Consider the following 22,511-nt stretch of genomic DNA (forward strand, 5'->3'; position numbering starts at 1 on the left):
CTTATAAAAAAAAGCGGTTAAACACCATATTTTTCCTGATAAGTCATAAGCTTGTCGACCTCTTGATTCAACTTGTTTGCTCTTAAATACTCAATTAAATCAAAAAGTGTAATGATTGAATAAACTTCAATACCTTGCTGTTTGATTTCTGCAATAGCTGATTCATTTGATATTCCTCGTTCACAGCGGTCTAAAGCAATAACCACCCCCGTCAATTTTCCTCCATTTGCGTTAATGAGAGACTGGGCTTCTCTAAAGGCCGTACCTGCCGTAATAACATCATCAATAATAATGGTTCGGCCGTGTAATGGTGAACCAATTAATTGGCCACCCTCTCCATGAGTTTTCATTTCTTTTCGATTAAAAGTCACAGTAGATGGTTTGCCAAATTCAGCAAGAGCTATGGAGGTGGCGGTCGCCAGAGGAAGGCCTTTATACGCTGGTCCAAATAAGTGATCAAATTTTACATGATTTTCTAAAAGTACATTGGCATAAAACTTGCCTAATTTATGAAGCGCTTCACCGTGATAAAATAAACCGGCATTAAAGAAATAAGGACTGACTCGTCCTGATTTTAAAGTAAACTCACCGAATTTTAATACCTGATAATGCAAAGCTAGGCGTATAAAATCTTCTTTTGAATATAACATATTTAATTCCCAATAAAATAATTATTTATGAGTGAATGATTTTAAAAACATTCATAACCAATTGAAAGATTTCTTAGGGCTTATTGTAGTATTAATGCTTATAATAATCGGGATTAAATCAACCAGATCAATTTGACGAGGTAAACTCATTATATTATCTTCCAAATTCCTTTTATTGAAACGGAAACAATAATGGATTTTGATAAAGAAGAAATACATAAAAAAATTTTTAACCGAGATTGAAAAACTTCCTGAAAGCTCAAGCTATTTTGATTTATATCTTCCTGTTGACCATGGTACAGCTCCTAATGCTTCTTCTGATATCTTGCTTCAATATCGACAGGATTTGGCTGCCACTAGATTTTGATTTCTTCATGCAGAATCTCCTTGCATATACATTACGAGAAAATTCTACTTTTGGCATCAACTATTTTGTGGGAGGATTACCCTATTACTCCATATGCTTTTTATTTCTTGAGTGTTTTTACGTTTATATTAGCTGAATAAATTGTTTGTGTTGTGAAATCCAATCTATTAAAACAGGCAGGTTTTGCTGTTAATAAAAAATAAAAAATCGAAGAAATTGCTTAATATGAGTAAATAATATTTTAGCTTTGTAAGATCTACAGCTTGACGAAAATTCGGCAATGTTCTACTTTAATCAAGTAACTGACATATATTCTAATTTTGGATATCATGTTGGGTCGGTGTTTACAGAGATATATCGGAATTGTATTTGCTGATATCTCTGGAAGATTTATCTGCCAAGTAGCTAACTTTGAGCAGAAAAAAGGAATATTTTAGTTTGAAAGGGGAAAAGCGTAATGTCGCAACGTGAAACTGGCCATGTTAAGTGGTTTAATGAGAAAAAGGGATTTGGGTTTATTGTTAATGAACAAGGCGAAGATATTTTTGTTCATTATAAGGATATTCAGGGAGTAGGTTTTAAAACTCTCCATGAAAATGACCATGTTTCCTATGTCCTTGATAAAGGTCCAAAAGGCTTCAAGGCGCAGGAAGTTGTCGTAGTCAATGAATAAGTCAGGTTTAGAAATTTGACTTATCCTGTTTTACGATCTTCTTATTAATCTGATTTCCTGTCCATACAAGAAAAATCATTAAAGAATTGTATGGTTGGTTTTTCAAATGATAGCTGATTTCAACTAGGGAATGACTGTTTTTTTACCCAAAAGCAGTTTTTGCCTTGGTGTGTAACATACTATGATAAAAATCAGAGTTTTTAAGAAAATTTATTTGATTAGTAGAATATTTTTATGGAAATGGATCATCAAGTTGTGGTGATAACTGGCGCTGCAAGTGGTTTAGGACTTGCGATGGCGCGTATATGTCTACAGAAAGATATGCATGTGGTTATGGCTGATAATGCTATTACTTCCCTTTGTGATCAAGTTGAAAGATTAAGCCGTCAATATAACACCAAAGTAATGGGGGTTGTTTGTGATGTCACTCAGGCAGGCAGCTTTAAGCACTTGGCAAAGCAAACCTACGAACGATTTAAACGTATTGACTGGTTGATCAATAATGCGGGCATTAGTGGTCATTTAGCCCCTATCTGGGAGTTGACCAATGAGCACATACGCAAGGTCGTTGATATTAATCTCTTCGGAGCTATTAATGGTATCCAGGCTTTTCTTCCTCTCATGTTCAAACAACCGCACCGTGGACATATTATTAACATGGCCAGTATTTATGGTTTATGCAGCGGATCTAACATGTCAGCCTACGCCATTTCCAAGCATGGTGTAGTGGCTCTTTCTGAAGCACTTTATTTTGATTTAAAACGATTAAATAAACCTGTGGATGTTTCTGTTATCTGTCCTTCCTTTGTAAATACCCCTTTACTAACAAACTCTGCCCCTTTACATGAGGATAAATTACATCAGCTAATATCTTCATTAATTAAGCATAGTCGTCCTGCAGAAGAAGTCGCAGCTTATATTATTGATGAAATCACCAGAAAAACCTTTTATATTCTTCCAGACAAAGAAATTAAACACTATTGTGAGCAAAAGACAAACGCTATCATTACTCAATCTGAACCCCACATACATAATCTTGAAAAATTAATAACCTCATTGAGTAATAGAGCGTTAACAATGGATTAAATGGCATCTTTGTAATTTCCATAGACTCACAGAAATGGCAAATTTTGCTTAATCCAAATTCAAAGTCCGGTTTTTTGCCATGATTTTTCTATTGCGGAGTTATGTGATATTTGACCATCAATGTTTTTGGTGATGGGCAAGGATGTTAAGGAGCATGAATGAATCAAGGAAGCTTTTATCTTTTAAGAAAGCAGCATTTTTTACCTTTATTTCTTACTCAATTCTTTGGCGCATTCAATGACAATGCATTTAAACTCGCCATGTTGACATTGATCAGCTATAACCTGAGCCACTCGCAGGTACAGTCCGAACGTTATCAGGCTATTGCTGGTGCTTTATTTACTTTACCTTTTTTTCTTTTTTCAGCGACAGCTGGACAAATTGCGGATAAATTGGATAAAGCAAAAATGAGTCGTTACCTAAAGGGTTTTGAGTTGTTACTCATGATGATTGGTGGTATGGGTCTTTATTTTGGACATATTGCTCTGTTAATGATTACACTGACTGGCATGGGCATTCATTCGTCTTTTTTTGGACCTATAAAATATGCGATTTTACCTGATCATTTACCTAAGTCATCTTTATTGGGTGCAACAGGTTTAATTGAAAGCAGCACATTTTTAGCCATACTATTAGGAACCACATTGGGGACACTTGCAATAGGTACCGATAAAGGCAGTACTTATCTTGCAATTCTGCTTACCAATTTTGCTGCAGTGGCTGGTTTAACATCCAGTTTTTTCATTCCTAAAGCGCCCCCACATACTGAAAATGATTTTAAAATAGACTGGAATATATTGCGAGCCACCTTTGTGATGCTAAAAGAAGTTAAAGAACAATCTGATTTATTCATACCTATCTTAACGATTTCATGGTTTTGGTTAATTGGTGTTGTTGTGCTTACCAAGTTACCTGATTATACGCATTACGTATTAAATGCAGATAATATTGTTTTTGCTTTATTTCTGGCATTGTTTTCTGTCGGCATTGGAATTGGCTCGTTACTGATTAACCGATTGTTATCGGGGCGGGTTTCTTTATATTATGTACCTTTATCAATATTTATTTTATCTTGTTTTGCCTTTGATCTTTATCTAGCTTCATCTGTTACAGAAGAAAAAACTTCAATGTATAGCATCATCAACTTCTTTTTCTCGTTTAGACACTGGAGAATTTCATTTGATTTATTGATGTTAGCTGTGAGTGCCGGTTTGTTTGTTGTTCCTTTATATACACATCTGCAGGTATTCAGTCGTGCAGGATCGCGCGCCCGAACGATTGCAGCGAATAATATTTACAATGCATTTTTTATGGTGGTTGGAACATTATTAGTCATGTTTTTAATTTATTTGAATCTCAGCATCCCTGAGGTCTTTTTAATTTTAAGTATACTTAATGCCATTGTAGCTTTTAGTTTATGGTGGATCTTACCGGGTGCTGGCGGCCACACAAACGCTTAGTCCTGAAGTTTCGATTTTGCAAGCCAGTCCTGTATAGGTAAAAAATTCGTATATAATTTAGCTTCTTCGCTGTTTTTTTCTGGCTGCCGTTGATAAGACCAACATACCTCAGGTGGTAACGAGATCAAAATAGATTCTGTTCGACCGCCTGACTGTAAGCCGAACAGGGTCCCTCTGTCGTAAACCAGATTAAATTCAACATATCGTCCTCGTCGATAGCGCTGAAACTGCTTATGTTGATCAGTAAAAGAATGTAATTTTCGCCGCTGAACAATTGGAGTATAGGCTTGCAGAAAATGATCGCCTATACTTTTCGTTAATGAAAAGCTGTAATCAAAACTGACTTCATTAAAATCATCAAAAAAAAGACCGCCGATGCCTCTGGCTTCTTGCCTATGTTTAAGAAAAAAATAATCATCACACCAGCGTTTGAAACGGGGGTAAAGATGATCACCGAAAGGTTGGCATGCTTTAGAAGCAGTTTGGTGCCAGTGTATACAGTCCTCTTCAAAGCCATAATAAGGTGTTAGATCGAATCCGCCACCGAACCACCATATTGGATCGGCACCTTCTTTTTCAGCGATGAAAAAACGAACATTAGCGTGAGATGTAGGAATAAAAGGATTATCGGGGTGGAGAACCAATGAAACGCCCATTGCTTGAAATTTCCGACCTGCAAGTTCTGGTCGATGCGCACTGGCGGATGAAGGTAGATTTTCACCGGAAACATGGGAGAAATTCACTCCGGCTTTCTCAAAAATATCGCCATTTTCCAGAACACGTGTGCATCCTCCACCACCGGCTGGGCGAAGCCAGGCATCTTCTTTAAAACGACCCTTGCCATCTATGTTTTCGAGTTCAAGACAAATCTGATGTTGTAAATTGATCAAATAATTTTTAACTTGCTCAATAGCCTGTTGAGGAAGCCTCTTCTCATTCATTTGCAGTGATTCAACAATTATATTGGAGTGCTATCAATTGTACCATATATAGGATAGCAAAAACCAAGTAATCAAATCACGCTCGCTGCGCGCCATGGGAGGCTGAAAGCCGAGGCGCGTAGTCCGCGATAGGCTGCGATTTTTTTAAACAGCCCGAAGGGATGTTAAAAAAATCTTTCTGCAGCCGTTAAGTCATTGGTGAAGGCGTACGCTTTGCTCGTTCAGAGCAAACGTGCCGTAAACAGGACGCTCGCGGCCCAAACACTTCGCGCGTTGGCGAGTCGATTTTGGGGACTTGGATGTCCCAAAATCTTTCATGAGGTAGCGCGACTCTTGCAAAAGAAATTTTTTCTTTTTTCAAAGAATAATAAATAACCAAAAAGAACCATAATTGCACTATAATTGATCATGCATAACATTGTGTGAGTAATCTGGTAGTTAATTGTGATCCTGGCACTCCTGATTCCCAGCAGAACAAGTCTCAAGCCTAAAATAAACTTTGAAAGTTTTTATTACAACCTATTTAACTCAAAATTAAATGGAAACGGTATTAATGTCTACCTGCATGCCCGGAAGATAAGGCATATTTTTTCTTATCAAACAAGAGGCTGTAGTCTTCAAAAAATTTTTTTCCTATTTGTATTGATCTCTCCAGTTCTTTTTTTGTATCTGAACGAATTGTTTCGATTTCTTCTGGTCCAATATGAGATTTTAAATGCGTAAGATAATCCGGATGCTGCATCCAACGAGAAATCAAATATTTATCCACCTCGAGGTGAAACTGCAGACCTATATGCTTTTTTTGATAGGAAAAAGCCTGAACGCATTGCTCATTTTCAAGAACAACATCAGTATGGTTAGGAACGCGAGAGGCATAACGATGCCACTGAAAAACTTTAGTACACTCAGGAAATGAGGTAAACAAAGGGTGGTTTGATTTTTTATAAATATTCGACCATCCAAACTCTGATTTTGCCAAGCAATAACATTCTCCTCCCAAAGCCAAATTCAATAATTGTGACCCAAGGCAAATTCCTAAGACCGGGATGTTTTTCTCAATGGCCTGATGAATCAGTTTTATTTCAAAGGTTAAATGAGGATAGTGTTCCAACTCATCCGGATTCATATTGCCCCCTAAAATGATGAGGCCATCATACCCTTGCAGATTCACTGAATGATCCGGATTTCGATGGAAATTCACATATTTTAAACGCATTTTTTTTTGTTTGAGGGTGTTAATAATAATCCCTAACGGTTCATAAGGGGAATGTTGAAGAATAACAATGCGCGCCATACAGTTTTACACTTTCGAAAATGAATTGGTTAAGCCGTTTTGATTGGGAAACAGCGTCTCGTATCTATTTTTTTCTGATTAACGAGTATTTAGACTTATTTATAATATTTACATTATAGTTTGTTTTTGGCAAATGAAGCATTGAAGTCCATCCCTTTATCCAGCGTCGCTATTATTGCATCACGACAGCGAACGGTTATCCACAAAATCAGTGGATAAGTCTGTGAATAGAACGTTAAGAGTAAGATTTTATGCGCCTTGCTGCTTCTGTTTTTCAATTTAACAAAGCGTTATTCATTTTATTTAAAGACAGTCATCAGGACTTAAAGAAGAGATTGTGAGTTATGGATATATTTGTTTAATTGTATGATATTGTTATTATATCGATATTCTACACTCGCGTCTTTTTGCTAAAAATTGTGAAAGAAAATCCAGTCCCTTCCCATATTGGTTTATTAGTCGTCATTCTATTGGTTTCCTCGCTTGGCCAAGTCAGTTCAGATTTATATTTACCGTCTTTACCGGCTATGGCAGAAAAACTTGAAGTTAAAATAAGCTGGATACAATTTACCATTGCCATATATATGACTGGGTTTTGCTTGTCGCAGTTAGTCTATGGACCTTTATCGGATGCAATTGGAAGACGCTCTCCTTTAATAGCAGGCTTATCCTTCAATTTTGCCGGTAGTCTGATTTGCTGGGTTTCTCCGGACATATACTGGTTATTTTTAGGGCGATTCCTTCAGGGGCTGGGTGTTGGAGCAGGAACTTCTCTGGCACGACCTATACTGAGAGATCTCTTTGAAAAAGAAACATTGGCCATTTACAATTCCTACCTGGCTGTATCTACAGTGATTATTTTGGCTACTGCACCTATACTTGGAGGTTACATTCAGTATTATGCTGGCTGGAGATATAATTTTTTATTTCTCAGTGTGTACGGTTTTATTATTCTCTGCGCTTTTTACTTCAACACGCCAGAAACCAGCAAGCATATTCATAAAGAAAATTTCAGAATCAAAATAATCTTCCTGAGTGCCAGAAACTTACTTATGAACCCGATCTTTTTAAGATTTTCCTTATGTCCCTTATTCACTTATGCAGGAATTATAGCCTGGATTACAGCAGCCCCCATCGTATTTCAAGATAAAATAGGTCTTGATGCGGTGCAGTTTGGTTGGTTGTATATTTTTTCCGGTATTGGATTTGCTGCTGGTGCCGTTTTAAATATGCGAGTGGTTGCAGGGCTTGGGATTGAGCAAATGATGCGACTTGGTTTTTTCTGTCAGCTCAGTGCGGGCTTGTTGATGTTATTTTTTTATTTGCTCGGATATATAAATGTGTATGTAATTATTATTCCTATTCTAATTTTTATGTTTGGATCCAGCCTCGTTTTTCCCAACTCATCAGCAGGTGCATTAACTCCTTTTCCCAAAATCGCAGGGACGGCCGGTGCAATATTTGGCTTCATGCAAATTTCTGGTGGGGCCATCTCCAGTAGTATCATCGCGACTTCTCATGATGAAAATCAATTGCCCACGGCAGCCGTCTTTATTATAACTTCAGTTTTATCCATACTGGTATTTCAGCTTTTTAAGTCAAAGAACTAATCACTGATGTAATTATTTTTTATGGGTCTAAACGCTTGTGGTTTCCTATTTTCACGATGATTTGTCTAGATAAATACTGTAATGCGAAATGTCGGGTTTAATCCATATGTTCTATAATTAAAAACAAGGATGAAATATCAGGGAGAGTATTATTATGTTAGGGTGGGCTCTTTTATTTTTTATCATAGCCATTATCGCAGCGGCATTAGGCTTTGGGGGCATTGCCGGAGTTGCAGCCAGTGTGGCCAAGATATTGTTTTTTCTGTTCATTATTATATTTATTGTGTTTCTTATCGCTGGGTTAATTGGACGACATCGAGGTCCTCCGCCTCCGCCTGTATGATTTTGGATGTAAGTGCTTTTGTCGCACTCGGGAAAGGCCATATTTGGTTTTTGAGCAATTGTGAGGCCATTGTTTTATGATAGCGAAGGAATAGCTTCACTGTCACACATGGCTAAATCAAATGAAGTGGATTGTTTTTCTACTTTTTTAGTTAAATTTCTCAGTGCAGTTCTCATACCTTCTTCAATGACCGGATGATAAAAGGGCATTTGCAATACCTCAAATGCTGTCAGGTTTTTATATATTGCCCAGGCTAGTAAATGGGCTAAATGTTCTCCTTCCGGAGCAATAAATTCTGCGCCAAGCAATTTACCGTTCTCTTTTGAACCATAAATATGGAGCAATCCTTTATTATGGCGCATAATTTTTGCACGACCTTGATTTGAATAATCAACTTCGCCTACAACAAAAGATTCTTCTTCTAATTCTTGATAAGCTTTACCGACAATAGCGATATTAGGTTCTGTAAATAAGATTCGAATCGGGGTTCGACGTTGAAAGCATCGGGTTTTGTTTGCGGCATTGTAACCCGCTATTCTACCTTCATCTGCTGCCTCATGCAGTAAAGGTCGGCTTTTATTCACATCGCCTGCAATAAAAATAGGGAATTTTTGTATTTGCATGGTGGTCGGATCATATTGTGGAATTCCGGTTTTATCCAACTTAATATCCAAATCACCCAAGTTTAAGGAGTCAAAATTTGATTTGCGACCCATGGCAGCAATAACTTGATCAATGGGTAATGATTGGTCGGCTGCAATACATAACTGTTTATTTTTTTCAGTTAAAGAAGCTTTTTCATTAAGGTGGATTGGAAATTCCTCTTTGAATATTTTGATTGCGGCTTCATTGATATCTGGATCCGTTAAACCGCCAATGAATGAAGTGTCATGATAAGCAGTGATGTTTATGCCAAGGCGGGATAAAGATTGTCCAAACTCAAGTCCAATGCTACCTGCACCAATCAGGGCAATGTTTTTAGCAAGATCATCCTGTTCAAAAATATTTTCACTTGTTAATATTTTGTCTTTATATTTTATCCATTCCTCAGGAATGACGCTTTGAGAACCATTTGCGATAATAACGCTGTCGGCAACAATTTTTTCTTGATTGACTTGTAAACTGTTTGGCGTTAAAAATTGAGCTTCACCACAAATGAATTGCTCTTTTAAAGATTTTGTAAATTCTATTACTCCCTCGGTGAAATGATCTCTCATTTGGCGTACATAGGTTAAGACGTCGGGCATGTTGAGCTTAAGTTTATCGCTGCCTTTTATCCCCTGTTTATCAAACAGATGCCTGTCATGAAAATAATTGGCTGTTTGGAGTAAGACTTTTGAAGGCATGCAGCCTACTCGAGCACAAGTGGAGCCCAAAGGGCCTTTGTCAATAACAAGAATATTATCAGTATGTTTTCTCGCTTCTTTATAAGCTGAAAGACCAGCTGTTCCAGCACCGATGATTGCTACATTGACTTTCCTATCCATGAAAATACCATCCTGTATTGATTCCCGCCTGGATCAAGTTTCGGGAGCGGGAGTTCGGTATAGAGAAATATTGCTTAAATTTAAATCATTCAGCAAGCTAGATAACCTATATATCGTTTTTATTTTCTGGGAGGGCGACTATTGTACTTTGCAACCCTTGAGCCCCATTCCAGAAGATTTTTATTACAGTCATCCTTATCTAACAATACTTCAATAAAGCAGAGATGAGGTGTTTTTTCCGCTTCCTCAATAGCGCTTTTCAGTTCACCAATGGTTTTGACAACATAAGACTTGAGGTTTTTTTGTTCTCTGCCAAAGACTTCAACTAACTCAGCATAGTGCCAGTTGTTAATTTCATTATAAGGTCCATCATGAATTTGCACTTCAATGGTATAGGCAGTATTGTTCAAAAGGAAAATTATCGGTTTGAAATCATAACGTATAAGGGTGGATAATTCCTGAGCACTCATTTGAAATGAACCGTCACCGATACAAGCGATAACGCGTTTATTATTATTTAATGCTGCCTGCATGCCTAAAAGTGCGCCAACTGACCAGCCAATAGAACCATACTGCATTTGAATTTCAAAAGGACACCCCTCAGGAAGTTTAAGGCGCATGCAGTTAAACCAGGAATCTCCTGTTTCAGCCAATAAAGCATAATCATCACTCAGTATTTTTTGAATCTGGCCAAAAAGATAACGTGTACTGACGGCTTGCTGTTCATCGGCTTCGGACTCTCGATACAAGGGTGCTTCACCTGCGATACGCTGATAAGCTTTAAGAGCATTGTCATTCGGTTTCAGCTCTTTTTGCAGACCACTCAGAAAGTCGTTCATATACACTTCTGTATAAATATTATGACCTATCTTGACCTGTCCCTCAGCAATCGAAATCGATTTTTCAGGTAAAATTCCCCACATATGGCCGACCGTGGTGTAATCATTTTCATTAGGACCCACCAGTAAATAAGCATCACTTGAATCCACTATTTCACCACATCCTGGAGAACTTACCGGACCCCAATAGATGCCAATGTAATTTTTGTGTTGCTCTGATATAAAACCTTTAGCATCAGGCATGGAGGCTAGCGCATAATTGGTTGAAATGCTCAGATCGCTAACAGCAGAAATAGCCTGACAGGGGCGTGTTTTACTGCCAATAATCAAAACCGGTTTGTTAGCACTATTTAATTTGGCGGCAGCATCGCTAATAGCTGCTTTCAGTGAAGAGCTGTCACTTATTTTTGTTGCATTAAATGCGCGTTTAGTTGGATTGGAAATGGAATAATCGGCAATATTACAGGCAATTTCAATATAAACCGGCTTCTTTTTTTGCATGGCAATCGCAATGGCGGAGTCAATTTCTGTGGCTGCATTCTCCGGTTTATGAATACGAACAGAATGAGCGGTTACGCGATCATACATATCACGAACAAAGAGGTGGTCTTCATTCCCTAAAGTATGATGTAAAATTTCTGCATCCTGAATAGAATTTGTGTTGGGTCCGCCTGAAATGAGAAGTAGAGGAAGATTTTCAGCATAAGCTCCGGCTACAGCATTTATCGCACTTAAGCTGCCGACGCTGAAAGTGACGAAAAGGGCAGAAACTCCATGGATACGGGCATATCCATCCGCTGCATAGCCTGCATTCAATTCATTGCAGCAATTAATCATTCTTAAGTTTTTGTTTTTCAGTATTTCATCCAGCAAAACCAGATTATAATCGCCTGGGATAGCAAAATAGTCTTTGATGCTCAAGTCCTCAAGTCTTTTTGCCAGATAACGTCCGATGGTATACATAGAGTTCTCCATACTTTTATATCCATATTTGATTAAATTACCTGAAAAATCAATTTATTGTCTTTGTTTTTTGCAATCAATGATAATTTTAAGTGTAGTCTATGGATGGGGCTTATGAAGGGTAAGTGCTATAGTAAAATTAATGATCTTAAAAAGGAGAAAAGAATGGAAGCTTATCATGTCTTTCCTCATGAGACAAAAGGCTGGGAAGTGAGAAAAACAAACGCCCGAGCAGCAAGCGGCTATTTCAAAACGAAACAGGCAGCTATTGATAGTGCAAGAGCATTAAGCCAGGCTGAGGGTATAGAATTATTTATTCATGATAGGAAAAATAAAATCGATGAAAAAAGATAAGGCTTATTCTCTACGGAGCGTTTATCATATGAATGCGCCGCTGGAATTATGATTTCTCTAAGATATCCTCTGCTGCAAAATGTTGTGAAGTATCGAATTTAAAGTTGCGTCCCGGGCAGGATTCGAACCTGCGACCTGCCCCTTAGGAGGGGGCTGCGCTATCCAGCTGTGCCACCGGGACATAAGCGAAGTCTATCCTTATCTTTGTGATTTCTCAACCTTTAAAAGAGAGAATCAGGCTAACCGCATCTAATTTTTGATCATAAAAGCCCTCATTCCTTTTTCCATTTTATATTACAACCCAGGCTGGGTTTTTGCAGTTCATCCACTGCTTCGTCGTTCAGGATACTGTTAAGTGCATCACGAATGGATTGTCCTGTAACGGGGACGTTATTACCTGGCCTGGAATCATCAAACTGTCCACGGTAGACTAATTCCAGGTTCTTGTCAAAGATGTAAAAATCAGGTGTACAGGCAGCATGATAAGCTGCAGCGACTTCCTGTGATTCATCAAATAAATATGGAAAAGGATAATTATTTATTTTAGCTGTTTCGCGCATTTTTTCTGGTGAATCATCGGGATATTGCTCAACGTCATTGGAGTTAATGGCAATAAAGCGTATATCTTCATTCATATACTCATGCGCGAGATGAGACAATTCAGAGTTTATATATTTGACATAAGGGCAGTGGTTGCAAATAAACATGATAACGGTCGCTTTCTTACCAGCATATTGTATTAAACTTATTTTTTTGCCGCTGGTGACATCCGTCAAATTAAATTCAGGGGCTTTTGTCCCAAGTTTAAGCATATTTGAAGCCGTTTTTACCATAGGTTACTCCCATACTTCATCATTAAACAAAGGATATCCCATAAAAGCTTTATTTTTTAGGAAATATCCAATTAACTAACGATCGTTTTGCGAGATAAAAGGTATTCATGCCTTTTATCTCAAACTTGTTAAATTAACAAGTTCAGCAATGTGATCACTGCGAATATGGTATTAAGAATAGCCCAGAGAAAGCAAGGAAACTTTTCGTAAAATGTTGAATAACAGGCATATATTGCAATCGCTGTACTGCCAATGAAAAAAATCCATTGATTGTTAAATGCAAATCCGATAGAAAGCAGGCCTATGCCTGAGACACCAATGAGCAAAAAAGGATTGCGCAATTGACCTGTCAAAAGATAGTAAACAAATAATTGAAAAGACAATAAACAAGGTAATGCGACTTGTAATTTAGGGCCTATTCCTAATAGGAAAGCTGTATGACCTGCGATGAGGATAATTTCCAAGGCAATAAAATAGACCAGCTTGTAATGTAAAGCCACAATAAGCATGCAAGCGGAGCCTATAATATAACCAGCTTGTGGTTTGGCTAAACTTAAACTAAATATCAGAATAGCGGCGCCAACGGCACCCAGAAGTATATAAAGTTTATTATGTAGAGTTAATGGCTCACCATCGTAGTAATATCCCTTTAGCAATGGCATCCTTTATGACCTGATTTTGTGTTTTATTAACAGAAACCCAGTAATTACCCATATTACTGAGGGCAAACTTTACTCTCGGATATTGACAGACATCCAAAACATCCCGACAATTGACAAGGGAAGTGTGATTATTATTATGAACATAGCATTGAAAGGTTAAATTTTTGATATCTGATGCGAAAGCGGCCCAGTTTTCCGGATCAATATGAACCTGCAAAGTCGGGCTCATGAATACATTTCGTGTTTCATATCGCTGTAATTCAACTTTGGCATTACTGGTATTTTGTAACAAATAAAAAGTTTGTTCGCCGGTTTCATTAAGAAGCAAATAATTACCATCATATCCAAAACCTTTAACTTCACAGCCTCTGGGGTAGTTTTGTGCCCAGCATATATCTGCAGAGAACAGGCTGATGAAAATAAATAAAACCGTTGTTTTGAAAGAAGACATATCAACCTCTGCTTGCCTTTTATTGTTTAACCGCTTCCTTGTTTGCTGTAATTTTCGCTTTTATCATCGGGGAATAAGTCCTGTAAAAACTTAGAACCAAGTACATAACCACATAACCTAGAGACAGGGAGAGCCAAAAAGGTTCTGGCTCCGGATAACTTATTAATACCAGGACTGAACTGATTCCATAAGTGATGGAACAAGCGTGCATAATGATTTTCAGGACTCTGGATTCAGTCAGATAATCCAGTCTTGAGGGATATACATATTTAACAGGAACAAATATCAATATACAAAGCAATATTAGCAGCAATGCATTCGTTATCATTGACGTGTGAAAAATAAACATATAGAAAACAGCGATATTCCAGTAACAAGGAAATCCTTTAAAAAAATGATCCGGGGTTTTGGCATCAGCCTGACAAAATTGATAAGCAGACGTAATGGTAATCGCACATATGATCAGAATAGAATAGGACTCCGGAAGCATATTAGGCTTAACATAGAGAAACACACAAGGTGTGATAACATAATTAAGATAATCTACGATATTATCCAATAATGTTCCATCAATAGATGGTAATACATCTTTAACTTTAACCCATCTGGCCAGGCTGCCATCCACCGCATCCACTACTACAGCCAGGGCCATTAGCCATATGGCATTAATATAATCATGCTGATAAATCATCGCAATGGTTAAGACACCAATGAAAGCGGCGCTGGCGGTAAAAGCATGTACTGCCCATGCCGTTAGGTAGTGAGCGAGATGAAATGTATGTTTGTTATTGTTCATCAGCCATCCTAAAAGTGTTATTAGACTTCTTTCGAAACTGTATTGTTATAAATGCCATAAATAAAACCCACAAAGTCTTTTATTCTGAAGCCTTTTTTTGAGTCGTAATCAGTTGATTTTTGAAGCAGTAAGAATATGACTGTAAAGCTTGAAAAATCAGGTCATTTTTCATGACATAAAATCAATATCGACAAATTCATAAATAGTATCAATAATTAAAAAGCTAAAGCAAGAAATCTGATTACAAAACCGATATTTTTATTACAAAAATTTCTGCTGTGTCAGGGATGTTTCCTCATTTCATTATTTGGCAATAAATACGGTTAATTGGAGCCAAAATGATTTTGATTCTTCGAACAGGGCCGCTATTCGCTTCAATGAATGAAATAAAAACACGCTCTTAGACAGAAAGAGCGATATTTTGAGGCTTGCTTGAATTGCAAGATAGAGACTACACTACTTACAAAGGGAACTTTCAGGTGAGAATACGATGATTCAGACAATTAATCCAGCAACAGAAGAAGTGATTCAAAATTATCTTTTATTAAATAATGAACAAATCAATTCACGAATTGATGCAGGCCATCTTGCTTTTCAAGCATGGAGAAAATCAGATTTTTCTCAAAGAAAAAAGTTAATGAACAGAGTGGCAGATCTTCTTTGTAAAAATAAAAAGCAATATGCTTCACTGATTACAAGTGAAATGGGTAAACCCATTACTTCCAGTGAAGCTGAAATTGAAAAATGCGCGTGGGTTTGTCAATATTATGCTGAGCAGGCTGAACAACACCTGAAGGCCAGATTTATTGATACAGACATGAAACGCACGAAGGTCTGCTACCAACCCTTAGGAATTGTGTTTGCCATTATGCCTTGGAATTTCCCGTTTTGGCAGGTATTTCGTTTCGCGGCCCCCACATTAATGGCTGGTAATGCCGCCATCCTGAAACATGCTCCCATTTCTACCGGAACAGGTGAAGCGATTGCTGAATTAATTTTGGAAGCGGGATACCCCGAGCATCTCTTTCAGCATTTTATTGTAGATAATGAAGGTGCGGCTAAAGTCATAGCGAACAACAATGTTGTCGCCGTGACGCTGACAGGCAGCGGAAAAGCAGGTAGTTCTGTGGCTTCTACAGCTGGCAAATATTTAAAAAAAACCGTGTTGGAGCTTGGAGGAAATGATCCTTATCTGGTTTTGGAGGATGCAGATTTGGATTTGGCCGCAAATGCCATTATCTCATCACGATTCAATAATGCAGGCCAGTCTTGTATCGCAGCAAAACGCATTTTGGCTGTCCAATCTATCGCAGATGAATTAATTCATAAAATTGAGCAATTAATAATGGGTTATCAAATGGGGGATCCCAAAGATCCTTCCACCAAACTTGGGCCTATGGCCAGAGGAGATTTGCGTGATGCTCTGCACCAGCAAGTGCAAAAAAGTATTGAGCTTGGTGCTAAACTGCAACGAGGCGGCGTCATTCCTAAGAGAAAAGGTTTTTATTATCCGGCCACTTTATTGACCGGAGTCAAACCTGGTATGCCTGCTTTTGATGAAGAATTATTTGGCCCTGTCATTAGCGTGACTACGGTGGAAGATGAAGCCGAAGCAATCAGATTGGCTAATAAAAGTCAATTTGGCCTGGGTTCTGCGGTATTTACTCGTGATATAGAAAGAGGTGAACGCATTGCCACCGAAGAAATCCAGGCAGGCAGTTGTTTTGTAAATGACTTTTTGGCATCTGATCCAAGACTGCCTTTTGGTGGCATCAAGCAATCAGGGTATGGTCGAGAACTCTCACGAGAAGGTATTTTGGAATTTATAAATGTAAAAACAGTAGGGATTAATGAATCCGATAATGCAAAATAAAAATCAATTATTGCTTATATCAACAGCAACACAACAGATGCATTGTTATGAAAATGATCAACTGGTGTATACTTATTCAGTATCCACTGCGAAGAATGGTCTGGGAGAGATGCGTGGCAGCGAGTGTACACCACGCGGCTGGCATACCATTCATTCTATCATTGGCTTCGAGCATGAAATAAACAGCGTATTTGTCGGTCGAAAGTGGACTGGAGAAATCTATAGTGAAAAACTGGCGGAACAATATCCCGGCCGTGACTGGATTTTGACGCGTATTTTACGACTTGACGGGCTGGAGGATGGACGAAATAAAGGCGGGGACGTGGATAGCCTGCAGCGTTTTATCTATATACACGGTACTCCAGACAGTACGCTGTTAGGTCAGCGCGGTTCCCGCGGTTGTATTCGCATGAGAAATTTTGAAATTATTGAATTGGCAAACTGGGTTAGTGCAGGTAGTTATATTTATATTGAATAACTCATATTACCCGGCTTCAACTTTTTATATCTCGGACGCATTTTGAATTTCAAATGCTTATTTACTCATGTAAACTGCGCTTTGAAATTCAAAATGCGTCCAAATCTGCTAAACACTGTGCAGCGTATCATGAATGAATAATGCAATGAAATCGGATATTTTTTTGAAAATATGGTGAAAACAAAGGTTCGGAATATCGCAAAAAGGATGTTAATAGGTATATAATTCAGCGCAATTTGTTATGTTCCAATGGGGTAATGTGAATGTCCTATAAATTTGAAGAAGGCAAAGATTTAATCATTGAAGCCGTTACTGAGCGAATCAAACAGAAGTTGACTGGCAAGCAGGTTAAGAACTGTACTCGATTCATTCGCCAATTCTTTAATACCGTTTCCCTTGAAGATTTAAAAGAATGGGATATTGATGATTTATACGGTGCTGCCATCAGTTTTTGGGCATTAATAGAGGAACGCTCACCACATCAAACTAAAATACGAATTTATAATCCCGATTTTGAACGTCATGGCTGGCAAACCACCCACACTGTCATTGAAATTATAACTGATGATATGCCGTTTTTAGTGGATTCAATCCGCATGGTTATTCGGCGAATGGGTTTTTCATTGCATCTTATTATGCACATTGGCGGGCTTAAAATTGAGAGAGATGAACAAGGTCGTGTTATTGATTTTCAGGCAAAAAAAGTAAAGGCTAATGAAGCTCCTGCTTTACATCATGAGGCAGCTATCTTTCTTCAGATTGACCGACAAACCGATCCCTATGTACTGGAAGAAATGCATCGAAATTTTGAACGTGTTCTCGAAGATAATCGTGTGGTCTATGAAGACTGGGGCAAAATGCGTGAAAGGGTGCGCGCTGCGATAAAAGAACTTGATGATATTTCATCTGTTGTTGATAAGGATGAGGTTGAGGAAACAAAGGCATTTTTACAGTGGATAGAGGATCATCATTTTACCTTTCTTGGTGTGAGAGATTATGAATTGGTTCAGAAAGGAAAAGAAACCATTTTACAATCTATTCCTGAAACAGGCTTAGGTGTTCTCAGAGAGAATTTAAGTAAATCCAGTGCCCGCAGTATTTCTGCCATGACTCCAGAAGCACGGGAATTGACCTTATCTTCCCGCATTCTTGTGATGTCGAAAACCAACACCTTGGCCAGCGTGCATCGCGATGCATACACTGATTATATTGGGATTAAACGTTTTAACAAACAAGGTCAGGTAATAGGTGAGCGTCGAATCATTGGCTTGTATACCTCCGCAGCCTATAATACCAATCCCAAGCATATTCCTTTTCTTCGTCGAAAAGTGGCATTGGTTATGGAAAAATCAAATTTAAGTCCCCGTAGCCACGCAGGTAAAGTTCTTATCAACATTCTTGATACTTTACCTCGCGATGATTTAATTCAGGCCAGTGAAGATGAGTTGCTCGAAATGGCAATGGGAATTTTCTATATGCAGGAGCGAAATCGTATCCGTATGTTTGCTCGTCAGGATGTTTACAGACGCTTTATTTCCTGTCTGGTGTATGTGCCGAAAGAGCGCTTTAATACTGAATTAAGACAAGCTATGCAACAAATTCTGGCAGAAAGTTTTAATGCCAAAGAAATTTCGTTTTCCACGCGATTTTCCGAGTCGGTTTTGGCACGGATTCATTTCATCATACGCATTGATCCGAAACATTGCCCGGATTATGATTTGAAGGAAATTGAAAAAAAATTGATTGAAGTAGGGCGCTCCTGGCCTGATGAATTACAACATTATCTCCTGGAAACCTTTGGCGAAGAAGAATCGAATCGATTGTTTGCTGAATACAAAGACGCTTTTCCTGTAGATTATTGTGAACATTTCTCACCGCGAACGGCTGTTTATGATATAAAACATATTCGTCAGCTGTCAGATGAAAATCCTTTAGGGATGAATTTTTATCGTCCTATGCATGAAGGTCCCGACTCTTTCAGATTGAAGGTGTATCAGCATGAAACCACCATTGCCTTATCTGATGTGCTTCCCATACTGGAATCATTAGGATTACGCGCCATTAGCGAACGACCGTATATGCTGAAATTTAAGGATGGCAAGATCACCTGGGTTAATGATTTTTCCATGCAATATACCAAAGGGAGCCATTTAGAGCTGGATAGCATAAAGGATTTATTTCAAAATGCATTTGCCAATGTATGGTTTGGCAAGGCAGAAAATGATCGTTTTAACCAGTTGGTGCTAGCTGCTGGATTGAATTGGCGCCAAGTTGCTGTCTTACGCACATATGCTAAATATTTTAAACAGATCGGAATAGCTTTTAGTCAGGAGTATATTGAAAACGCATTGAATAATAATTCAATGATCGCGAAAAAATTAATAGATTTGTTTGAATTACAGTTTAATCCGGAGCTATTTGATGCTGAGCACAAAAAATTCAATGCTTTGGTAAGTGAAGTGTTAACTGATCTTGATTCGGTTTCCAATCTTGATGAAGACAAAATCATCAGGCAATATGTTCAAACGATAAGTTCAACCTTACGTACCAATTTCTATCAAAAAGACGCCCAGGGTAAGCATAAGGATTATATCGCCATTAAATTAAACAGCAAAACTATTCCCTTAATGCCCAGACCCTACCCCATGTATGAGATTTTTGTGCATTCACCGCGCTTTGAAGGTGTGCATTTACGTGGGGGAAAAGTAGCTCGTGGTGGATTGCGCTGGTCCGATCGCCGAGAAGATTTTCGCACAGAAATTCTTGGCTTAATGAAGGCGCAGCAGGTTAAGAATGCGGTTATTGTTCCCAGCGGTGCGAAGGGCGGATTTGTGCCTAAGCAATTGCCTCTGTATAGTACTCGTGAGGAAATACTTGCAGAAGGAATCAACTGCTATCAGCAATTTATACGTGGTTTACTCGATATCACCGATAATCTGAAAGAAGGTGAGGTCATCAAACCAAAAGATGTGATTTGTTATGATGAAGATGATCCTTATCTCGTGGTGGCGGCTGACAAGGGAACTGCCAGTTTCTCCGATATTGCTAATGCAATATCCATTGAATATGGATTTTGGCTGGGGGATGCTTTTGCTTCTGGTGGCTCTATTGGATATGACCATAAGAAGATGGGGATTACCGCAAAGGGTGCCTGGGAGTCAGTAAAGCGTCACTTCTACGAAATGAACATTGATATCGAGACCACTGACTTTACTGTCATTGGTATTGGTGATATGAGTGGTGACGTTTTTGGGAATGGGATGTTGTTATCCAAACACATAAAATTAGTGGCGGCTTTTAATCATCTTCATATTTTTGTTGATCCTGACCCCGATCCGGAAATCTCTTATAAAGAGCGTGAGCGGTTATTTAATCTGCCGAGGTCAAGCTGGATAGATTATAATAAAAAACTCATTTCCAAAGGCGGAGGTGTTTTCAGCCGTTTTGCCAAATCGATTACGGTCAGTAAGGAAATGAAACAAGCTTTTAACATTAAGCAGGCGGTTGTGGAGCCAAATGAACTTATCCGTATTATTCTTAAGGCAAAGGTGGATCTGCTGTGGAGTGCCGGGATTGGGACCTTTGTGAAGTCTAAATACGAGAGTAATGCTGATGTGGGTGATCGCAGCAATGATGCTACACGAATTAATGCCACGGAATTGCGCTGTAAAGCAGTCGGTGAGGGTGGGAATTTAGGGCTTACACAGTTAGCGCGAACTGAATATGCCATGAATGGAGGTTTAATTTATACTGACTTTATCGACAACTCAGCCGGCGTCAACTGTTCAGATAAAGAAGTCAACATAAAAATTCTGTTAAACAGCATCGTGAATAGCGGTGATTTAACTTACAAACAACGCAATGAGTTGCTCAGTGAAATGACAGATGAGGTGGCAGAATTAGTGTTGCGTGATAACTACGTGCAAACTCGGGCAATTAGTTTGACAGCTGCCTTGGCTTCACGTGCTGTTGAGTTACATAGTCGTTATATGAATGAATTGGAACGTATCGGTAAACTGGATCGTAGTCTTGAATTTCTTCCAGATGAAAAGGTTCTCATGGAGCGCAAGCTCGCAGGAAAGGGATTAACCCGTCCAGGCATTGCCGTTTTACTATGCTACAGTAAAACCATTTTAAAAGAACAGATTTTATCCTCTGATGTACCTGAAGATCCGTATTTAAAGCGATTTTTACTGCGTGCCTTCCCAAAAGTTCTGCAGGATCGTTTTAGTAAAGAGATGGAAGGGCATCCTTTGCGTCGAGAGATTATTGCGACTCGTATTAGTAATATTATGATGAATGAAATGGGTTTTACTTTTGTTTATCGCTTGCAGGATGAGACCGGAGCACCTGTTTCGGCTATTGTAAGAGCTTACATGATTACACGCGCTGTGCTTGATTTGGAAAATATCTGGCGTCAAATCGAAGCATTGGGTACCAGTATATCAGCACAGAATCAAATTGATATGATGCTGCTTTATGTCCGACTGTCTCGAAGAGTCACTCGATGGTTTCTAAGGACTCGTCGGCATAAACTTGACATTAGTAAGGCTGTTTCTGTGTATTCACCCGGTGTGGTTCTTTTAAAAAAATCGATGCCGGATGTTTTTGGTGAAGGACATAGAAATAAATATTTTGAGCATTTTCAGGAATATGTTGAGGATGGTATTCCAGAAGGGTTGGCGCATGAGCTTACGGTAACACGCGGGTTGTTCGCGGCTGTGGATATTATCGAAATTGCGAATGAAATGAATATTGATGTGACTAAAGTAGCTGAAATATATTTTAAAATTGGTGAATATCTTGATTTAGCCTGGATACGGACACAAGTCATTATTCATCCTACAGAAAGCCACTGGGAATCTTTATCCAGAGAAGCTTTAAGGGATGATCTGGATTGGCAACAAAGACAATTAACCGCAAGTATCATCAGCATAGAAACGGATGAAAAAGATTATATGAAGCGTTTTGACAGATGGTCAGATAAATATGCTGAGCTTATTGAGCGATGGCGTTCCATATTAGCAGATTTAAGATCAAGTGCTTCATTAAATTATACGATGTTTTTTGTTGCTATCAGAGAGCTTTTAGACTTGACGCAAACATCATCACAGATGACGAATAATAAGTCATCATAATTGATATTTCGATGGTTCTGTGCACTTATTTTTGTCGTAGCGAAAATTTGAGAAAAGCACCCGAATTTGCAAGCGGTATAAGATAATTGCATAGAACCTAGGCTACCGAACCAAAAGTCTTGGCTTTTTTGTGTGATGCATCTTATAGCTGAAGTGCATGTAATATAGAATGCTAGGGCTTTAAGTTAGAGTGTCAAGAGATCTTAAATATCA

18 protein-coding genes and 1 tRNA gene are annotated in these 22,511 nt (G+C 38.5%); 9 read left to right on the plus strand and 10 right to left on the minus strand.

The features are described 5' to 3' along the window. Window positions 1-17 precede the first annotated feature (17 nt). Window positions 18-650, minus strand: a complete 633-nt coding sequence (pyrE, locus tag E4T55_RS14460; RefSeq protein ID WP_058501714.1) for an orotate phosphoribosyltransferase — start codon at window positions 648-650, stop codon at window positions 18-20. A gap of 824 nt (window positions 651-1,474) precedes the next feature. Between pyrE and E4T55_RS14465 the strand changes: the two genes are divergently transcribed. The 3 genes from E4T55_RS14465 to E4T55_RS14475 all read left to right on the plus strand — a co-directional run bounded on the left by E4T55_RS14465 (window position 1,475) and on the right by E4T55_RS14475 (window position 4,236). Further along, a complete protein-coding gene (locus tag E4T55_RS14465) occupies window positions 1,475-1,690 on the plus strand; it encodes a cold-shock protein (RefSeq protein ID WP_058501713.1) in 216 nt (71 codons plus the stop codon). 240 nt (window positions 1,691-1,930) lie between these two features. Further along, on the plus strand, window positions 1,931-2,776 hold the full coding sequence (locus E4T55_RS14470; RefSeq protein WP_065235989.1) for an SDR family NAD(P)-dependent oxidoreductase: 846 nt from the start codon (window positions 1,931-1,933) through the stop codon (window positions 2,774-2,776). Window positions 2,777-2,934: 158 nt separating this feature from the next. Continuing rightward, window positions 2,935-4,236, plus strand: coding sequence for an MFS transporter (locus E4T55_RS14475; protein ID WP_058501711.1), 1,302 nt, complete (start codon window positions 2,935-2,937; stop codon window positions 4,234-4,236). Here E4T55_RS14475 and hemF read toward each other — a convergent pair. Beyond that, the gene (gene hemF, locus E4T55_RS14480) at window positions 4,233-5,177 is read right to left on the minus strand and encodes an oxygen-dependent coproporphyrinogen oxidase (protein ID WP_058501710.1); all 945 of its coding nucleotides are present in this window, start codon (window positions 5,175-5,177) and stop codon (window positions 4,233-4,235) included. The two genes, E4T55_RS14475 and hemF, sit on opposite strands and share 4 nt — an antisense overlap. A 550-nt stretch (window positions 5,178-5,727) precedes the next feature. Then, a complete protein-coding gene (locus E4T55_RS14485) occupies window positions 5,728-6,471 on the minus strand; it encodes a type 1 glutamine amidotransferase (protein WP_058501709.1) in 744 nt (247 codons plus the stop codon). 419 nt (window positions 6,472-6,890) lie between these two features. Between E4T55_RS14485 and E4T55_RS14490 the strand changes: the two genes are divergently transcribed. Beyond that, complete coding sequence (locus E4T55_RS14490) at window positions 6,891-8,081, plus strand: multidrug effflux MFS transporter (protein ID WP_162262325.1); 1,191 nt, start codon at window positions 6,891-6,893, stop codon at window positions 8,079-8,081. Between the two features lie 154 nt (window positions 8,082-8,235). Then, window positions 8,236-8,424 carry a DUF1328 family protein gene (locus tag E4T55_RS14495; protein WP_058501707.1) on the plus strand — a complete coding sequence of 63 codons (189 nt, stop codon included), beginning with the start codon at window positions 8,236-8,238 and terminating at the stop codon, window positions 8,422-8,424. Between the two features lie 74 nt (window positions 8,425-8,498). Here E4T55_RS14495 and E4T55_RS14500 read toward each other — a convergent pair whose 3' ends face one another. Then, window positions 8,499-9,911 (minus strand): dihydrolipoyl dehydrogenase, encoded by a 1,413-nt coding sequence (locus E4T55_RS14500; protein ID WP_058501706.1) that lies wholly within the window; start codon window positions 9,909-9,911, stop codon window positions 8,499-8,501. 119 nt (window positions 9,912-10,030) lie between these two features. Next, entirely contained in the window at window positions 10,031-11,713 is a 1,683-nt protein-coding gene (locus tag E4T55_RS14505) for a thiamine pyrophosphate-binding protein (RefSeq protein ID WP_058501705.1), read from the minus strand. Between the two features lie 165 nt (window positions 11,714-11,878). On the opposite strand from E4T55_RS14505, the gene E4T55_RS14510 reads away from it, so the two are divergent. Then, window positions 11,879-12,067 carry a DUF2188 domain-containing protein gene (locus E4T55_RS14510; protein WP_058501704.1) on the plus strand — a complete coding sequence of 63 codons (189 nt, stop codon included), beginning with the start codon at window positions 11,879-11,881 and terminating at the stop codon, window positions 12,065-12,067. A gap of 107 nt (window positions 12,068-12,174) precedes the next feature. On the opposite strand, the gene E4T55_RS14515 is transcribed toward E4T55_RS14510, so the two are convergent. The 5 genes from E4T55_RS14515 to pcsA form a co-directional block, all read right to left on the minus strand. After that, window positions 12,175-12,248: transfer RNA gene (locus tag E4T55_RS14515), tRNA-Arg, on the minus strand. A gap of 91 nt (window positions 12,249-12,339) precedes the next feature. Continuing rightward, a complete protein-coding gene (locus tag E4T55_RS14520; protein WP_058501703.1) occupies window positions 12,340-12,900 on the minus strand; it encodes a thioredoxin family protein in 561 nt (186 codons plus the stop codon). Between the two features lie 128 nt (window positions 12,901-13,028). After that, window positions 13,029-13,562 (minus strand): hypothetical protein, encoded by a 534-nt coding sequence (locus E4T55_RS14525; RefSeq protein WP_058501702.1) that lies wholly within the window; start codon window positions 13,560-13,562, stop codon window positions 13,029-13,031. Next, window positions 13,528-14,013 (minus strand): hypothetical protein, encoded by a 486-nt coding sequence (locus E4T55_RS14530; protein ID WP_058501701.1) that lies wholly within the window; start codon window positions 14,011-14,013, stop codon window positions 13,528-13,530. The genes E4T55_RS14525 and E4T55_RS14530 overlap by 35 nt, the downstream gene beginning before the upstream one ends. A 19-nt stretch (window positions 14,014-14,032) precedes the next feature. Further along, on the minus strand, window positions 14,033-14,809 hold the full coding sequence (gene pcsA, locus E4T55_RS14535) for a phosphatidylcholine synthase (RefSeq protein WP_058501700.1): 777 nt from the start codon (window positions 14,807-14,809) through the stop codon (window positions 14,033-14,035). 490 nt (window positions 14,810-15,299) lie between these two features. On the opposite strand from pcsA, the gene E4T55_RS14540 reads away from it, so the two are divergent. The 3 genes from E4T55_RS14540 to E4T55_RS14550 all read left to right on the plus strand — a co-directional run bounded on the left by E4T55_RS14540 (window position 15,300) and on the right by E4T55_RS14550 (window position 22,298). Next, window positions 15,300-16,682 carry an NAD-dependent succinate-semialdehyde dehydrogenase gene (locus tag E4T55_RS14540; RefSeq protein ID WP_058501699.1) on the plus strand — a complete coding sequence of 461 codons (1,383 nt, stop codon included), beginning with the start codon at window positions 15,300-15,302 and terminating at the stop codon, window positions 16,680-16,682. Next, window positions 16,672-17,160, plus strand: a complete 489-nt coding sequence (locus E4T55_RS14545; protein ID WP_058501698.1) for a L,D-transpeptidase — start codon at window positions 16,672-16,674, stop codon at window positions 17,158-17,160. Before E4T55_RS14540 ends, E4T55_RS14545 begins: the two co-directional genes overlap by 11 nt. Before the next feature lie 263 nt (window positions 17,161-17,423). Next, complete coding sequence (locus E4T55_RS14550; RefSeq protein ID WP_058501697.1) at window positions 17,424-22,298, plus strand: NAD-glutamate dehydrogenase; 4,875 nt, start codon at window positions 17,424-17,426, stop codon at window positions 22,296-22,298. The last annotated feature ends 213 nt before the right edge of the window (window positions 22,299-22,511 follow it).

The sequence above is a fragment of the Legionella israelensis genome (assembly GCF_004571175.1).
Classification (GTDB): Bacteria; Pseudomonadota; Gammaproteobacteria; order Legionellales; family Legionellaceae; genus Legionella_D; species Legionella_D israelensis.

Coding starts and splice junctions, on each gene's coding strand:
- pyrE (WP_058501714.1), bottom strand. CDS start 650: ATGTTATATTCAAAAGAAGATTTTATACGCCTAGCTTTGCATTATCAG.
- E4T55_RS14465 (WP_058501713.1), top strand. CDS start 1,475: ATGTCGCAACGTGAAACTGGCCATGTTAAGTGGTTTAATGAGAAAAAG.
- E4T55_RS14470 (WP_065235989.1), top strand. CDS start 1,931: ATGGATCATCAAGTTGTGGTGATAACTGGCGCTGCAAGTGGTTTAGGA.
- E4T55_RS14475 (WP_058501711.1), top strand. CDS start 2,935: ATGAATCAAGGAAGCTTTTATCTTTTAAGAAAGCAGCATTTTTTACCT.
- hemF (WP_058501710.1), bottom strand. CDS start 5,177: ATGAATGAGAAGAGGCTTCCTCAACAGGCTATTGAGCAAGTTAAAAAT.
- E4T55_RS14485 (WP_058501709.1), bottom strand. CDS start 6,471: ATGGCGCGCATTGTTATTCTTCAACATTCCCCTTATGAACCGTTAGGG.
- E4T55_RS14495 (WP_058501707.1), top strand. CDS start 8,236: ATGTTAGGGTGGGCTCTTTTATTTTTTATCATAGCCATTATCGCAGCG.
- E4T55_RS14500 (WP_058501706.1), bottom strand. CDS start 9,911: ATGGATAGGAAAGTCAATGTAGCAATCATCGGTGCTGGAACAGCTGGT.
- E4T55_RS14505 (WP_058501705.1), bottom strand. CDS start 11,713: ATGTATACCATCGGACGTTATCTGGCAAAAAGACTTGAGGACTTGAGC.
- E4T55_RS14510 (WP_058501704.1), top strand. CDS start 11,879: ATGGAAGCTTATCATGTCTTTCCTCATGAGACAAAAGGCTGGGAAGTG.
- E4T55_RS14520 (WP_058501703.1), bottom strand. CDS start 12,900: ATGGTAAAAACGGCTTCAAATATGCTTAAACTTGGGACAAAAGCCCCT.
- E4T55_RS14525 (WP_058501702.1), bottom strand. CDS start 13,562: ATGCCATTGCTAAAGGGATATTACTACGATGGTGAGCCATTAACTCTA.
- E4T55_RS14530 (WP_058501701.1), bottom strand. CDS start 14,013: ATGTCTTCTTTCAAAACAACGGTTTTATTTATTTTCATCAGCCTGTTC.
- pcsA (WP_058501700.1), bottom strand. CDS start 14,809: ATGAACAATAACAAACATACATTTCATCTCGCTCACTACCTAACGGCA.
- E4T55_RS14540 (WP_058501699.1), top strand. CDS start 15,300: ATGATTCAGACAATTAATCCAGCAACAGAAGAAGTGATTCAAAATTAT.
- E4T55_RS14545 (WP_058501698.1), top strand. CDS start 16,672: ATGCAAAATAAAAATCAATTATTGCTTATATCAACAGCAACACAACAG.
- E4T55_RS14550 (WP_058501697.1), top strand. CDS start 17,424: ATGTCCTATAAATTTGAAGAAGGCAAAGATTTAATCATTGAAGCCGTT.